The organism is Candidatus Cloacimonadota bacterium (assembly GCA_034722995.1).
Taxonomy (GTDB): Bacteria; Cloacimonadota; Cloacimonadia; order JGIOTU-2; family JGIOTU-2; genus JAGMCF01.
On record JAYEOL010000008.1, the window covers coordinates 43,383 to 59,944 of the forward strand.

At 32.0% G+C, this 16,562-nt stretch carries 16 protein-coding genes and 1 tRNA gene; 9 read left to right on the forward strand and 8 right to left on the reverse strand.

What is annotated here, in order from left to right:
- Positions 1-75: 75 nt before the first annotated feature.
- The 8 genes from U9R23_01095 to U9R23_01130 all read right to left on the reverse strand — a co-directional run bounded on the left by U9R23_01095 (position 76) and on the right by U9R23_01130 (position 7,775).
- Positions 76-1,083 (reverse strand): VWA domain-containing protein, encoded by a 1,008-nt coding sequence (locus tag U9R23_01095; protein MEA3475034.1) that lies wholly within the window; start codon positions 1,081-1,083, stop codon positions 76-78.
- The gene (locus U9R23_01100) at positions 1,064-1,981 is read right to left on the reverse strand and encodes a hypothetical protein (GenBank protein MEA3475035.1); all 918 of its coding nucleotides are present in this window, start codon (positions 1,979-1,981) and stop codon (positions 1,064-1,066) included. The genes U9R23_01095 and U9R23_01100 overlap by 20 nt, the downstream gene beginning before the upstream one ends.
- Entirely contained in the window at positions 1,978-2,856 is an 879-nt protein-coding gene (locus U9R23_01105) for a DUF58 domain-containing protein (protein MEA3475036.1), read from the reverse strand. The genes U9R23_01100 and U9R23_01105 overlap by 4 nt, the downstream gene beginning before the upstream one ends.
- A gap of 228 nt (positions 2,857-3,084) precedes the next feature.
- Positions 3,085-4,068, reverse strand: coding sequence for an AAA family ATPase (locus tag U9R23_01110; GenBank protein ID MEA3475037.1), 984 nt, complete (start codon positions 4,066-4,068; stop codon positions 3,085-3,087).
- Between the two features lie 96 nt (positions 4,069-4,164).
- Entirely contained in the window at positions 4,165-4,989 is an 825-nt protein-coding gene (locus tag U9R23_01115) for a Bpu10I family restriction endonuclease (protein MEA3475038.1), read from the reverse strand.
- Between the two features lie 15 nt (positions 4,990-5,004).
- Positions 5,005-6,309, reverse strand: a complete 1,305-nt coding sequence (gene glyA, locus U9R23_01120; protein ID MEA3475039.1) for a serine hydroxymethyltransferase — start codon at positions 6,307-6,309, stop codon at positions 5,005-5,007.
- A gap of 119 nt (positions 6,310-6,428) precedes the next feature.
- Positions 6,429-6,866: a ribose 5-phosphate isomerase B gene (gene rpiB, locus U9R23_01125; protein MEA3475040.1), complete on the reverse strand. Its 438-nt coding sequence runs from the start codon at positions 6,864-6,866 to the stop codon at positions 6,429-6,431.
- A 3-nt stretch (positions 6,867-6,869) separates the two neighbouring features.
- A complete protein-coding gene (locus U9R23_01130) occupies positions 6,870-7,775 on the reverse strand; it encodes a bifunctional enoyl-CoA hydratase/phosphate acetyltransferase (GenBank protein ID MEA3475041.1) in 906 nt (301 codons plus the stop codon).
- Positions 7,776-7,936: 161 nt separating this feature from the next.
- Here U9R23_01130 and U9R23_01135 point away from each other — a divergent pair.
- The 9 genes from U9R23_01135 (at position 7,937) to U9R23_01175 (ending at position 16,542) form a co-directional block, all read left to right on the forward strand.
- Positions 7,937-8,011: transfer RNA gene (locus U9R23_01135), tRNA-Glu, on the forward strand.
- A 270-nt stretch (positions 8,012-8,281) separates the two neighbouring features.
- Positions 8,282-9,583 carry a phosphoribosylamine--glycine ligase gene (gene purD, locus U9R23_01140; protein ID MEA3475042.1) on the forward strand — a complete coding sequence of 434 codons (1,302 nt, stop codon included), beginning with the start codon at positions 8,282-8,284 and terminating at the stop codon, positions 9,581-9,583.
- Positions 9,567-11,081, forward strand: coding sequence for a glutamine-hydrolyzing GMP synthase (guaA, locus tag U9R23_01145; protein MEA3475043.1), 1,515 nt, complete (start codon positions 9,567-9,569; stop codon positions 11,079-11,081). The genes purD and guaA overlap by 17 nt, the downstream gene beginning before the upstream one ends.
- Before the next feature lie 2 nt (positions 11,082-11,083).
- Positions 11,084-11,860: a formyltransferase family protein gene (locus U9R23_01150; GenBank protein MEA3475044.1), complete on the forward strand. Its 777-nt coding sequence runs from the start codon at positions 11,084-11,086 to the stop codon at positions 11,858-11,860.
- A gap of 4 nt (positions 11,861-11,864) precedes the next feature.
- Positions 11,865-13,025, forward strand: a complete 1,161-nt coding sequence (locus U9R23_01155; GenBank protein MEA3475045.1) for an AIR synthase-related protein — start codon at positions 11,865-11,867, stop codon at positions 13,023-13,025.
- A 39-nt stretch (positions 13,026-13,064) separates the two neighbouring features.
- A complete protein-coding gene (locus U9R23_01160; GenBank protein MEA3475046.1) occupies positions 13,065-13,580 on the forward strand; it encodes an AIR carboxylase family protein in 516 nt (171 codons plus the stop codon).
- A complete protein-coding gene (locus U9R23_01165) occupies positions 13,573-14,595 on the forward strand; it encodes a phosphoribosylaminoimidazolesuccinocarboxamide synthase (protein MEA3475047.1) in 1,023 nt (340 codons plus the stop codon). Before U9R23_01160 ends, U9R23_01165 begins: the two co-directional genes overlap by 8 nt.
- Positions 14,592-15,398, forward strand: a complete 807-nt coding sequence (locus U9R23_01170; protein ID MEA3475048.1) for an IMP cyclohydrolase — start codon at positions 14,592-14,594, stop codon at positions 15,396-15,398. Before U9R23_01165 ends, U9R23_01170 begins: the two co-directional genes overlap by 4 nt.
- A 1-nt stretch (position 15,399) precedes the next feature.
- Entirely contained in the window at positions 15,400-16,542 is a 1,143-nt protein-coding gene (locus tag U9R23_01175) for an IMP cyclohydrolase (protein MEA3475049.1), read from the forward strand.
- The last annotated feature ends 20 nt before the right edge of the window (positions 16,543-16,562 follow it).

Genomic DNA, 16,562 nt, shown 5'->3' on the forward strand with positions numbered 1-16,562 from the left:
AAAGATACATCAAGAGAATTATTACTGGAATAATGATCAAAAATATAAAAAAGACTGAATTTCCAAAATGCATAATTATGGCAAACTTTGAAACAAAATTTTTGAGTAAATCAGTTCTAAAACCAATAAGGCAATAGCACAATATAGAAAATAATAAAAAAGAGCATAATATCTATAATGAATTTTTTTAGATATTTCTGTTTTTTCTAATCTGTCAATCTCTTTCATAATCAATTTTAGTTGCTCACTATTTTGCGCTCTATTTGCATTTTTTGTGCCACTTATTTCCGCTATTTTATTCAAGGTCTCAATATCGATGTCCAATTTTTGTGAAACATACTGTCTTCCATAAATCGGATGGTCAATTGGGATTTGCGAATATCCTTCCTTACCCACACCAATTGGATATATTTTAATTTTCAATTCTTTAGCAAGAGTTGCTGCTGTAGTTGGATCAATTTCGCCGGAATTATTCCTCCCATCAGTAAGTAGAATTATCACCTTACTTTTTGCTTTTGAATTCCTCAAACGATTAACTGATGTTGCAATTCCCATTCCTATGGCTGTACCATCTTCCACCATACCGGTCTTGATTTGGTCCAAGAATTTTATCAAGATGTTATGGTCAATTGTAAGTGGGCATTGAGTATAACTTTTTCCACCAAATATTACCAATCCAATTCTGTCATTAGGTCGCATAGAAATGAAATTCTTTGCTTCTTCTTTTGCCACATAAAGTCTATTATTAGGCTGAAAATCTATAGCTCGCATACTTGTTGAAACATCAATTGCTAATATTATGTCAACACCTTTGCCTTTAATCCGTGTAAATTTTTCAGGTACTGCTGGTCTTGCAAGTGCCAATACAAGCAGAGTAAAACATAAAAATCTAAAAATATACCTTAAATAATACAAAAACTTTGTCTTTATTTTATTAATATTAACAAGTCGGGACAAATTAGAAATATCAGAATATAGTAGAGATGGCCTCTTTTTTCTCTTTATCAATATCTCGTAAATTATTAATATTGGAATTAATACAAACAGCCAAAACCAGTGAGGATTAAGAAACTGTATTTTCATTTTTTTCTATAACTTTTGTTTTATCAATCAAATATATTAAATCATCTATAATTTTCTCAGCATCAGATAATGGAGGAATAAATTTTGCATATTTTACCTTGTCGCATTTTACTAAGATATTACAAAATTCTGTACTTTGAGGAATACTACACTTTTTTAAACATCGTCTAATTTCTGTAGTTGTAAATTCCAAAATTTTAAACTCAAATCTATTTTCAAGATACTCACGACATATCCAGGAGATTTCAACATAATATTTTTTTATCTTTCCTTTTAAAAGAAGCTCTTTTGCTTTCAGCCTATTCAGCTTTTTCAATGCGATTATGTGAGCAGGAATAACCTTTTTCCGCTTAGGTGTAAATATTGGCTTCTTGCTTTTCGTCCTATTTATTAGAAATATAACAATAACAATAGCAATAATGACAGCAATCGGCAAAAACAAATCCAGAAATTTAAGGTGTAAACTAACAGGTGGTTTTATATCTTTCAATTCAACACTATCATCAGTGATTGTAGATTTCACATTTATGATAAGTGAGTCAGAAAATACACTTGAGATGTTATTATATTCTACAATTTGAAATTCCAATCCAGGAATAGTTTGTTTTCCGGTATCAAAAAAAACAGAGTTAAATTTGAAATCCGAAATACAAACACTATCTCTTTCAATTATACTTTTGTTATATGATAATATTTCAAAATTTACTGATTTTACTTTTGTAAGAAAATTTACTGACTCTTTTAGGGAATGCTCAATAGTAACATCAAAAAAAACTCTATCGCCAATAAATATTTTTGAGGTATCAGTAAGTGTAGTATCTAAAGTTGTTTTTATATCTCTACAAAAAAGATTAGAAAATAACAACAAGGAAAGTAATAAGAAGAGAGACTGTTTCATCTAATTCGTCGTGCTCGTCTTTTAAAAAATTTTATCAGATTCTCAATATAAGGTTTATCAGTCTCAATATCTACCAAATCTATTTTCATTTTTTTCAATTCATTATTAACTAATTTGAGCTTTTCTTGTGCTAATTTATGAAAATTTTCTTGAAATTGTGGGTCACTTGTATTTATGAAGATTTCTTCATCTGTTTCTGCATCTTGAAGATTAATCAAGCCTAATTTTGGAATATTATATTCTTTTGGGTCAAGTATCCTGATAGCAACAACATCATGTTTTTGTGCAACAATCTGTAATGTTTTGAAATAATCTTGAGCATAAAAATCAGATATAAGGAAAATAATGCTTGTCTTTTTAGACATTTTGTAATAATATTCTAAAGCATTACTAATTGCAGTCTTTTTATTTTTAGGTGTATGGTATAATATTTCACGAACAATTCTCAAAACTGCATTTCTACCTTTTTTTGGTGGAATATATTTTTCTATTTCATTGGAGAATAGCAGTAGTCCAACTTTATCATTATTTTTAATAGCTGAAAAAGCTAATATTGCGCCGATTTCAGCTGAAATTTCCCTCTTTTGCTTAAGATTTGTACCAAATATACCTGAATTACTAACATCAATAATAAGCATTACAGTTAATTCACGAGTCTCTTCAAATTTTTTTATAAATGGATAATTAAATCTGGCAGACACATTCCAGTCAATAAGTTTTACATTATCTCCAGGTTGATAAGCACGCACTTCTGAGAATTCTAAACCCTGTCCTTTGAAAATACTATGATATTCACCAGAAAAAAATTCATTTACCAGACTTCTGGTTGAAATCTCAATTTTCCGAACCTGTTGTAATATCTCTTTTGGAAGCATTTGTAGAAAATTTCAAATTCTAAATTTCCAATGACAAACAAAATGTCAAATTTCTAATGTTTAATATCAATTTTTCTTCTCCATTTGGACCTAAGAGTAATCACTTGATAAATCAAAATTTTTATTATTTGACATTTGAAATTTGGAATTTAATTAGAAGTTTGAAATTTGTTATTTGTAATTTTTATCTGACAAATATCTTCTTAATATCTTATAAATCATAATATTTTAAGGTATCTCTATCTCGTCAAATATCTTATTCACGATATCTTCTGTTGTAATATCTTCGGCTTCAGCTTCATAGGTGAGAATAATTCTATGACGAAGAACATCTTTACCAATTTCCTTTATATCTTCAGGTGAGACATACCCTTTTTGGTCTAATAAGGCATTTGCTTTTGCAGCTCTAACCAGGTAAATTGATGCTCTTGGAGATGCTCCATATTCAATATAATTCTCAATTTCTTTGATGCCATATTCTCCAGAATTCCGTGTAGCAAAGACTAAATTTAGGACATATTCCTTAATCTTTTCATCCACATAAATTTCATTAACAATTTTTCGTGTTTCAAGCACATCTTCAGGTTTAATAACCTTATTAACTTTTATTTCGTGCTGGTCTGCCATACGATTGATAATTTCTTTTTCTTCTATCTTGTCTGGGTAATCAATTTTCAATTTAAGCATAAAACGGTCAACTTGAGCTTCAGGCAAAGGATATGTTCCTTCTTGCTCTATTGGATTCTGTGTTGCTAAAACGAGAAATGGTTCTTCAAGTTTATATGATTTTTCTCCAATTGTAACTTGTCTTTCTTGCATAGCTTCAAGTAATGCGCTTTGAACCTTTGCTGGTGCTCTATTTATCTCATCAGCAAGGATTAAATTGGAGAAAATAGGACCCATTTTAGGGGTAAAAGTTCCATTCTTTTGATTGTATATCAGTGTCCCTGTTAAATCTGCCGGTAGTAGGTCAGGTGTAAATTGAATTCTTCTAAAATCAACACTGATAACTTGTGCTAATGTGCTCACTGCTAATGTCTTTGCAAGACCTGGAACACCTTCCAAAAGAACATGACCATCTGCAAAAAGTCCAATAAGAAGCCTTCTAATCATATATTCCTGACCAACAATAACTTTACCAATCTCATCAAATATTATTTGGACAAAATCCGTATATTCTATTACCTTTTGAGTAATTTCCTTAATATCCATAGCTACTCCAATCTATACATTATATATACTTTATGATTTGGTGATTTTAAAACTTATATGTAGTCTCAAATAAATTTAAAAAAGAAATTCTGGTCATTACCCAATCAATATTCCTTTTTTAATTTTTAGTAAGAATTCTTCTTTATACTGTGACAGAAATTTTTGAATTTTCTCAAGAAATGCTGAAAGAACATCAAAAGAGATACTTTGTCGCTTCATTTTTGTTGTTTGTTGTTGGAGGACATAAATTCCATCCAGTTGCAAAGTATTTAAATCAATTTTCAAATCACCATTAACAACCTCACAAATTACTATAAACAGAGATAGTGGGAAGATAGCTTTAAAGCGTCTGGCAAGGTTTTGTATATTATGTATATACCATTCATCAAGGACCATAGCTGTTGGTATTACAATAAACGGAAAAATTGTTGTTTCAGAAAAATAGCTTTTTCTACCCTGAATGCGATATTTAATATCTAATTTTCTACCAATAACCAATCTCATCTTTTGATTAAACATATTTAGTATCCTTTCATTTTTGATGTTTTTTATATTTTCACATTCAAACTTGAAATTCATAGGGATTTCAGCACGTCCAAGGTAGTTATTCTTGTCTTCAAAAATATCCAGATCTTTAACAATATAGTATATAAATTCAGATAAAGCTGTTTCAAATAATTTTCTATTTTTCAGAAATGTGCTTTCCTCTCTAAATTTCCGTGAAAACAAGAAACTCCTATAATCGCTGTATAACTTAATCTTTTTCTTTAACTCTTCTTCTCCATTTCCTATGATTTTTAGATTTTCAATTTTCCACTTTTTATATTGTATAATAATCTCATTGAGGTACATTGTCTTACGAGCATCTTTCTCTTGTTCAAGGAACTCATAAATTGTTTCTCCATGTCTAAATGTATCCATTATCTTATTTCCTTTTTATGATTTCAACTCTTCATATATTGGGAACTGTGAACACAGCTCTCTTACTTTGTCTCTAATCATTGCTAATTTTTCATCATTATCAAAGTTATCATAAACCTGTTTAATAAATTCAGCAATTTGTATCATTTCATTTTCTTTCATTCCTCTTGTTGTCAAAGCAGGTGTTCCAAGTCTAATTCCGCTTGTAACAAATGGGCTACGAGTATCAAATGGGACAGTATTTTTATTAGCAGTGATTCCAGCTTTATCCAGAGCTTTTTCTATCTTCTTTCCACTTGGTCCTTCACCTTTTTTGCCTAAGTTAATCAGCATCAGATGATTATCAGTTCCACCAGAAACAAGATTAAATCCTCTTTCAATAAGTGCATCCGCAAGAACAGAAGCATTTTTTACAATTTGTCTTTGATATTCCTTAAATTCCTCAGTTTGAGCTTTTTTCAGTGCAATAGCCTTTGCAGCAATAACATGCATTAAAGGACCACCTTGGATTCCTGGCATAACTGTTTTATCTATTATATCTTGATATTTTTTCTTACAAAGAATTATTCCAGCACGAGGACCTCGTAATGTCTTATGGGTTGTCGTTGTAACAAAATCAGCGTATGGAACTGGCGATGGATGAAGACCTGCAACAATTAGCCCGGCAATATGAGCAATATCGGCAACAAGGTAAGCACCGATTTCATCAGCAATCTCTTTAAACTTTTTGAAATCAATTATTCTTGGATATGCTGAGGCACCACACATTATTAATTTAGGTTTTTCCTTTTTTGCAAGTTCCATCAATTCGTTATAATCAAGTTGTTCTGTCTCTTTGTTTACCTCATAATGAACAGCATTATAAAAAATACCTGAAAAGCTAACCGTATGCCCATGTGTAAGATGACCACCATGAGAAAGGCTCATCCCCATAATTTTATCACCCGGTTGTAGAACTGCAAAATAAACTGCCATATTTGCCTGGGAGCCAGAATGTGGTTGCACATTTGCGTGTTCAGCGCCAAATAATTCTTTTGCTCTTTCAATTGCCAGTCTTTCAGCATCATTAACAAAATCACATCCACCATAGTATCTTCCACTCAGTCTGTAAGTCAGTTCCCCAGTCTTTTTGCTTCTTCTATATGGATAACCTTCTGCGTATTTGTTTGTCATAATACAGCCTGTTGCTTCCAATACAGAATAATCTACATAATTTTCTGAAGCAATAAGTTCCAGATTTTCTGACTGCCTTTTTAATTCACCCATAATTGCTTGATAAATTTCTGGGTCAGCTTTTCTTATCTCATCATAATTTATCATTTTTCCTCCGTAAGTTATTAACTGCAAATTAATAAAGAAAAAAGATTACTTTTGTGTGAATATTATAAAACAGTTAATCTAAAAACAATCCATGGTTTTTCTTTATCTATTCTGTGGTATTATTTCATTTCAAAATATTTAATTTTATCAATTCGCCTTTTATGTCTTCCACCATTGAATTCAGTATTAAGCCAGGTCTTAACTATTTCTACGGCTAAATCTTTATTCATAAATTTCCCGGATAAGACCAGAATATTTGCATCATTATGTTGTCTGGAAAGTTTCGCAATTTCAACAGAATTGCAAAGCGCAGCTCTTATTCCTTTAACCTTATTAGCGACAATACTCATACCAATACCGGTTCCACAAATTAGTATACCTCTATCAAATTTTCCTTGTGCAACCTTTTCTGAAGCGGAAAAACCAAAATCTGGATAATCTACAGATTCTTCACTATCAGTTCCAAAATCTTTAACAGAATATTTTTTATCAAAAAATTCAATTAAAGATTTTTTTAATTTATATCCTGCATGGTCAGAAGCAATAATAATTCTCATAACTTATGAAGTTAATGCTCCTAAAAGAATTGAGTAGTATTTTGAATCATCACTATCAGCACGAGAAGTCAAAATACAAGGTACTTTCGTTCCTGCAACAATTGCAGCTAACTCACCTTTTGCGAGATAAGTTAAAGTTTTATAAACCATATTTCCAGCTTCAATATTTGGGAAAATAAATATATCGGCATCGCCAGCAACTTCACTCTTCACCCCTTTAATCCTTACACTTTCTTTTGAGATTGCTAAATCCATCGCTAAAGGTCCATCAATAAAAATATCTTTAAATTGTTTTCTGTCTTGCATTTTTGCGAGTATTGCCGCATCAAGTGTACACGGCATCTTTGGATTTACTTTTTCAACAGCTGCAAGAATAGCAACCTTAGGTTTCTGAATACCAAGTGCATTAGCTACTTGCTTGGAATATTCTATCATTTTTATCTTTTGAGAAAGATCTGGATATGGGATAACAGCAACATCAGAAAGAATCATCAATTTATGATAAGCTGGCAACTCTACAACAGTTACATGTGATAACACTCCTTTAGGCGGCAATAATCCTTTCTTTTTATCTAAAATACCTCTCATATAAGCAGCAGACCCACAAAGTCCTTTCATAAGAAAATCAGCTTTGCCATCATGAATAATTTGAATTGCCTTTTCAATTCCCTCTTTTTCTGAATGGACATCAATAATTTTCATTTGTACAATATCTACATTTTTTTCTTTTGCTACCTCCTTAATCTTTTCTTTTTGACCAGTAACAACCACATTAATGAAGCCATTATTTAATGCTCTGCCTATTGCACCAATAGTATGCGGGTCTTGAGCCATAACAACGGATAAGGTCTTCTTCTCTCTAATATCTAATAAATTCTCAATATCTTTTAAATGACGAATTGGTTTCACACTTCCTCCGTAATATTAGTTAATAGTGATTTTCTTTAGATAGTATTTATTTGCTGTCAAGAATTTCCATAATAACATTAAATTTTTCACAGATTACTTTATTAATATAAATTCAAATTACTTGACACTACATTAGTAAAATTAGTCAAAAAAGATTCTATGGCCCCATCGTCTAGGGGTTAGGACGCCGGATTCTCATTCCGGTAACAGGGGTTCGATTCCCCTTGGGGCTACCACTCTTATTCAACCTATTATTTCCTCTTTTTAATCCATATAGGCTTCCGATATATCGGGAGACTGATATTTCAGTAATTTTCTACTTGATATATTACTCTATTACCTAAAATTTTGTTTATTCAGTTTATTGAACATTTCAATACGCTTCGCCATCAATAATCTTGACAATTTCATATTTCTTTTACCTTTTAACCATAAAGAAATAATATTATAAATATGTTTAATTCCGTCAATATAATCATGCATTATAGGGCAACTGGTAAGAAACTATGCAAAAAATTTTGATAGTTGGGGGAGGTGGTAGAGAACACTCCCTTGGTTGGAAACTATCTCAAAGCAAAGAAATTTCCGAAGTTTTATATGCTCCAGGAAACGCAGGAACTAAAGAGGAAAAAGGAAGAAACATACCAATTAATAGCACAAAAAAAGAAAATTTTCCTGCATTATTAGACTTAATTAAATCCGAAAATATTGATTTGACTCTTATTGGTCCTGAAGCACCATTAGCAGATGGCTTGGTGAATTACCTAAACTCTTCAGGTTATAACAGGGTGTTTGGACCTACGAAAGAAGCAACAAGGCTAGAATCAGATAAGTTCTTTTCTTGCGATTTGATGAAAAAGCTCAATATACCACAAGCAGAATCTATTAAATGCTATTCTACGGATGAAGCAATAAAAGCAATACACAAACTTTCTACTAAAGAAGGCATTGTCTTAAAGGCTCGTGGTCTTACTGGTGGGAAAGGTGTTATCGTATGTGATTCAAAAAAGCAAGCACTCGCAAATATAGTTAATCACACGAAAAAATATGGAGAAGATGTTTTAATTGCTGAAAGATTATTCGGAGAAGAGTTTTCTGTTTTTGGAATCTCAGATGGGAAAAAAGTATTGCCACTGGAAATTTCTATCCAGGACCATAAACCATTATTAGATGAAGATAAGGGACCCAATACAGGCGGTATGGGTGCTTATGCTCCAGCACCTGTTGCTAATGTTGATATGGTTAAGTATATTGCAGAAAATATTATGACACCGATTGTTCAAAAAATGGCAAATGATGGTGTGCCATATAAAGGGCTTTTGTATGGCGGAATGATAATGACAAACGAAGGCCCAAAAGTTCTTGAATTTAATGTTCGTTTTGGTGACCCAGAATCTCAACCTGCAATGATGATGATTAAAAGCAATTTATATGAGGTACTGTCTTTAGCTTTAGAAGGCAAACTATATGATGCAAATATAGAATTTAAGCCAGGAGCATCCTGCTGTGTTGTGATAGCATCAAAAGGTTACCCTAAAAAATACAAAAAAGGCTTCACAATACATGGATTAAAGGCAGCAAACAGTATCAAAAATGTAAAAGTATTTCATGCAGGAACGAAAGCATATCAAGGCTCTATTTTAACAGCTGGCGGGAGAATACTTGGAGTGACTAGTTATTCACCAAAAGGAATTAAAGAAGCACAAAAAATAGCATACAAAGCAGTCTCAAAAATAAATATTGAAGGTGGATTTTACTATAGAAAAGATATAGCTGATAAGGCACTAAAATATGATAAAGATAATTGATTGTGGAAGCCAATTAACACAGAATATTGCTAGACGTATCCGTGAATTAGGTGTTTTTACAGAGATTGTGCCATTCCACACTAAACCAGACAAAGTCTTAACTAAAGGCCTGGAAGGAATTATCATTTCTGGGGGACAGTTTAGTGTTTACGATGAAAATTCTCCACTTTACTCAAAAGATATTCTCAATTCTGATATGCCCATACTTGGAATCTGCTATGGTCAACAATCCATTGCACACATTTTAGGAGGAAAAGTAAGACAGGCAGTTAATAGAGAATACGGAGAAACAAAAGTTAGTATAGTAAAAACAAGTCCTCTTTTTAAGGGCATTCCTAAAAACTTCAAAGTATGGATGAGTCATGGGGATGTTGTAAAAGAAGTGCCAAAAGATTTTAAGATTATTGCAGAGTCTCAAAACAAAGAAATTGCAGCTATGCAGAAGGGAAATATTTACTCTGTCCAATTTCACCCAGAAGTAGACCACACAGAACATGGAAGAAAGATTTTAGATAATTTTCTAACAATTTGCAATGCGGCAAGAACCTGGGACCCAACAAAAGAATACAATAAAATAATCAAAGAAACTAAAGGAAAAACAAAAGGAAAAACCGGGGTCGGTGGTATCAGCGGTGGCGTAGATTCAACGACCCTCTCTGTTTTACTTAATAAAATCGCTGGCAAAAATTATTATCCAATATTCATTGATAATGGACTGTTGAGACTAAACGAGTTAGCAGAAGTAAAATCAATCTTGAATGAATTTAATTTAAATGTAATTTATATAGATTCAAGAAAAAAATTCCTGAAAAAATTAAAGGGTATCACTAATCCAGATGAAAAAAGAAAAATTATTGGCAATGAATTTATCAAAATTTTTGAAGAAGAAGCAAAAAAACTTGATGCAGAATATCTTGCCCAGGGCACTCTTTACCCGGATGTGATTGAAAGTGTCCCACTATATGGCTCATCATCAATAATAAAAAGACACCATAATGTGGGAGGCCTTCCAGAAAAAATGAACCTAAAAATTATTGAGCCTTTCAAAAATTTATTCAAAGATGAAGTAAGAAAAATAGCAAAACAAAAATTAGGATTACCAAAAAAACTTGTTTATAGACATCCATTTCCTGGCCCTGGTTTAGGAGTAAGAATTATTGGAGAAATAACCAAAGAGAAGTTAATGACTCTAAAAAAAGTAGACTCAATCTTTATTGAAGAACTAAAGAAAAGAAATATTTACAATAGCATAAGTCAGGCATTTGCTATCCTAACAAGCACGCAGTCTGTTGGTGTTATGGGAGATGAACACACATATAAAAAAATTATTGCACTAAGAGCAGTAACAACAAAAGACTTTATGACTGCTGATTGGTATGACTTTAATAAGAAAGATTTAACAGCAATTGCCAATAGAATTATAAATGAAGTTGATGGCATCAACAGGGTTGTTTATGACATAACACAAAAACCACCAAGTACAATAGAGTGGGAATAAAGATGCAACTAAAAAAACTATACAATCCAACAGAAGGACAAATGAGAGTAGCTGCTTTAATGTCTGGTACAGGAACGAATTTAGTAAAAATCATTGAGCATGAAAAAAAATTAAATAAAGAAAGGGAAAAATCCCCGTATCATATAGTAGTTATCTTTAGTGATACTTTTGACAGCAATGCAACAAGGATTGGCAAAGACTATGACATTCCTGTCATAACTCATGATATTAAGGGATTTTATTCTGCAAAAAACAAACCAAGAACAGATTTAGAAACAAGAGTTAATTTTGACAATGAAACAGTTAAAGCTTTATCTCCTTATAACATAAAAGCTGCGGTCTATGCTGGATACATGAGTATTGTAACCAAACCATTAATCAATGCATTTCTTGGAATCAATGTTCATCCTGCTGATTTGTCTATAATACAAGGAAATAAAAAAAAATATTCAGGGGCTCATGCTATAAGAAAAGCGATTCTTGCTGGTGAAAAATATCTTAAATCAACAACCCATATAATAGAACCAAGAGTTGATTACGGAAAAATTCTAATGATATCACAACCGCTAAAAGTAGAATTAGGAGATAATTTTGACCCAAATGACAAAGCCATTGTAAAAAAAGTTGAATATGAAAACCAGGAACGTCTTAAAAAGGCAGGCGATTGGATAATTTTTCCTAAAACTCTGCAATATATTGCAGAAGGAAGATACTCAAAAGATAAAACGGGCCACTTATACTTTGATGAAAAGCCAATTCCTAATGGATTAAAAATATAATAAAATGGTAAAACAAAACATAGATGATTATGAACAATTAGAAAAAATAGCCATTCAGCAAGGCAAAAAAGCACTTTCAAAATCTCCTAACTTATTTGACAGAACAAAAACCAAAAAAGGATTTTTCTTTGAATTAAAAGAAAACAATACTGTCCACCCAAACTACTACGCTATACATTGTGTGGATGGTGTTGGCACAAAACTATTTTTGAGTGCATGGTCTGATAATTATTCCTTGCAGCCAATTGATGCTATTGCAATGAACGCTAATGACATGGCTACAGCCATCCATTCATTCCCAGATACTATTGATTTATATCTTGCTGTTCAAACTAATGTAGAGAAAAAGCACATGAATGAAATTATGCAAGGCTTTGTAGCTGCAATTGAAAAAATCCGAATTCCAGATGCACCGTTTAACCCAAATATTGGGAAAATAGAAACAGCATCACTTGATGAAATAATCTCTTTAGGTATCCCGGGTAAGGGATGGGATGTGGGTGTTGTAATGACCGGCTATATTAAAAAAAACAAAGTTCCAAACTTAAACCCAAAACCGGGAAACATAATTGTTGGCGTTTCATCAACAGGTCTTCACAGTAATGGTTACACATTAGCAAGACATGCACTCTTTACCCGAGATGTTGAATACAGAGATGAGTGGAAAAATCAGTATAAAGGAAGATTTCATTTTAATGATAAACCATCTGTCTTGGAAGGAAAAACAGTTATTGAAGCTCTGCAAGTTCCAACAGCTATATATCTAAAGGAGGCTGCGTTAATAGGCCGAAAATTTAATAGCAGAGATATCTATGGAATAAATATTACTGGAAATGGGCTTGCTAACTTTAATCGCGCTGGTCAAAATGTTTCATTTAATATTACAGACCCCTTAGAACCTTTACCTATCCATAAATTATTAATAGAAGAATCAAAATTAAGACCTAAACAAGCATATACAAAACAGAACATGGGTATGGGTTTTGCCTACATAACTCCGGACCTGAAAACAGCTGAAAGTATTGTAAATTTAATCAATGAGAATAAAGAAAACAAGGCTAAGATCATTGGTGAAGTGGGAAAAAACAATAACAAGGAATTACGAACAACAATATACCACCCATATAAAGGTAAGCCATTAGATTTTATAGGCTATAACAACTAAAATATAACTAAGGTAAAAAAATAATAATTAAAATAAAAAATGATAGACAAAAAATTCAAGGAAATAATACAGTCAAATACCGGTTGTACTGTAGTTTTAGCAGGTTCCAGCAGTGACAAAAAACAGATTGATAAAGTTGTTGAGTCGTTAGATAAATATGAAATCCCCTATCAAGTAAGAATCTGTTCGGCACATAAACAGCCAATTAAACTGATGGAAATAATCAAGGAATATAATCAAATTGAAGGTTCAATTTCTTATGTTGCTATTGCTGGAGGAACAGACGCATTATCAGGAATATTATCTTATCATACCTTAGGTCCAGTCATAAGCTGCCCACCAGATGCGCTAAACCAAAGCTGCTTAACAAATCCCCCTGGAAGTTCTAATGTATATATTTCTAAACCAGGTAATGTTGGAAAGTTTATAGCTCAGATGTATTCAGGAATAAATCCAAAATTCAAGAAACTATTAAAACAAAATAATGCAAAAAAAGTTAACTCTCTCGAAGAATCTGATATTAATTTCCAAAGAATGTATGAAAAAAATGAATAAAAACATAATTCAAAATGTAAGATTATTGAAAGAAACCAATATTAAGGGATTAAAAAATAGGTATAAGGGGAAAGTAAGAGACAACTACTTTACAGATGGGAATATGATTATGATAGCGACAGACAGAATATCTGCCTTTGACCATATATTAAGCCGACAAATACCATTTAAGGGCCAAGTTCTTACATCTATAATGAAGCAACAAGCAGATAGTATCTGTGATATTATACCACATAATTACTTTGATATGCCTGACCCCCAGGTTTTAGTGGTCAGGAACTGTAAGCCATATAATATAGAATTGGTAGTAAGAGGCTATATCACAGGGGGTCTATGGAGGGACTATAAAGGCAAAGGACCAATAAAAACAGGAAATCAATATGGTATCACCTTGCCTTTTAGCATGAAAGAAAACCAAAAATTTGCTCAGCCAATTATTACACCTACAACAAAAAGTAAGGAAGATATTCCAGTATCAAGAAAGGAAATAATAAGCAAGATTTTGTTAAGAGACCTAAAAAAAATTGGGAAAAAACAAGGACCAAATCCTTTTTATATCCCTCATCAAGAATATGATTATATAGTTGAAAAAGCTCTTGAAATTTTTAAAAGAGGACAGCAATTAGCTTTAGAAAAGAATCTTATTCTTGTTGATACAAAATATGAATTTGGTTCTATCAACAACAAGCTTTACATTATTGATGAAGTGCACACTCCAGACTCTTCAAGATTTTGGTATGCAGATAGATATGATTTCTTATTTAAAAGAGGAAAGAAACAAAAAGCATTGTCAAAAGAATTTGTAAGAGAATGGTTAATTAAGCAAGGCTATGATGAAACTATCGGTGCATCTTCTTTAACTGACTTAACAAAAGAAATGATTAATGAAACTTTATTAAGATACATAAATCTTTACGAAAAATTAACAGGGAAAGATTTTATTCCTGGAGATATGAGTATGCCTCTTGAAAAAAGAATTACTAATAATCTTAGAATAGCAGGTTATTTAAAATGAAAGACGATTTAAGTGCATTAGAAAATATGGTTTATAGTGGAAGGGGGATAATTATAGGTGTTACCCCTTCTGGAAATACATTTATAAGTTATTTCTTAACTGGAAGAAGCCATTCAAGCCGCGCAAGAAAATTAGTGCAGCAACAAAAAACAAAAATAATAAGAACAGAGGTCACAGACAAACAACAATTAAAACAGGGTGATTTAACTTTGTTATTATACCCAGCTATTATTCCAATAAGAAATACATTAATCGCCGGCAATGGCGCCCAAACACAACTCCTTTATTCTAAAATTAAAAATTCAATGGATAAAATGACTGACAATATCTTTTCTCTTTCTGATATTATGAAAAAAGCATTCAGCGAGCCGTTTTTTGTTTATGACAAAAAAAATGACAAGATGATAGACCTAACAAATTATGAGCCAGACCCACCAAATAATACTCCAAGAATAACAGCAGCAGTTTGTGGCTGGAACGGAACTATGCATATTACCCGTTGTGAAAATACAAGAAAAAATTCAGAAACACACGAAATAATATTGAGTTCTGGCAAAGGGAACTTAATAACCACATATAAAGGCGACAATGAAGAGCCGCTTAAGCCATTTATGGGAAAACCATTAGATGTTATAATTAATTCTGAAACAGCTGATAACCTTGCAGAAAATATTTATTCAGCAATATGTAGCAGAAAAAAACAAAGAAATGATTATATGATAGGTGTTGCTGTAATGTTACAAAACAAAAAAACAAAAGGTTTAGAAACGAAAATAATCAATAAAATTGAGAAGGGGAAATAAAATGAGTAAGAAAATTCAGTTAGGCAGATATGGCGAAAATCCTCATCAAACTGCATGGAAAGAAATTGATGAATCATATGATGGACCGAATGTTTTAACAAAAATTTTACATGGAAAACCGTTAAGTTATAATAATCTACTTGATGCAAACACAGCATTAGAGGTAATGTTAGATTTTCCAAGAGAGCCTGCAGCGGTTGTAGTGAAACATCAGAACCCTTGTGGATTGGCAACCGGTTATGACTTAAAAGAAGCCTTTAAGAATGCCTGGTTTGGTGATGAAGTTAGTGCATTCGGTTCTGTTGTCGGTTATTCACAAAAAGTAGATCAAGATGTAGTAAAACTATTAACTAACAAATTTGTAGAAGTGTTAGTTGCACCTGATTATGATGAATCTGCTTTAACCTGGATTAAGAGAAAGAAATCTAAAAAAAACCTTCGGGTTATTCCAACCGGGAACTTAGAAAACCCACCGAATTTTATAGAAAAACATTATATCAGAGGTGGCGTAATTTCTCAAACACAGAATAATAAAATTTGTCTTGGTGATAAAATTGAGGATATTCTAACAAAACCCAAACTCAGAACCGAGCCAAAAACTGGAACTAAATATAAAATAGGATGTGTAACCAAAAAAAAATTTAAAAATAATATGGAAAACCTTGTAAGATTTGCGATTATTGCAGGGAAACATGTTAAATCAAATGCAATTATTTTAGCATATGAGTACCAAACCGGAAAGTGTAGATTATTAGGCATAGGGGCGGGTCAACCAAACAGGAAAGATTCTGTAGAAAAATTAGTAATTCCAAAAGCAAAAGAAAATTTGATGAGACAATACTTTAGAGAACAAAGTTTGGATTATATTATAACTATGGATAGAATAATTCATGACAAAGAATGTGAAAATAAAATATCAAAAGAAATTGAAGCATATACAAAAAATATTTTATCCTCGGAAAAGATGGTTTTATTTTCTGATGCCTTTTTCCCTTTTAGAGATGGTTTAGTTGCTGCGGCACAATCAGGCATTAGATATATTGTTCAACCAGGAGGCTCAAAAATGGATGAAAGTATTATTAAAGCTGCAAACGAATATGGATTAGCTATGAGTTTCACTGGCATCCGCCATTTCCGACATTGAAAATTTATCAGGAAGGAATA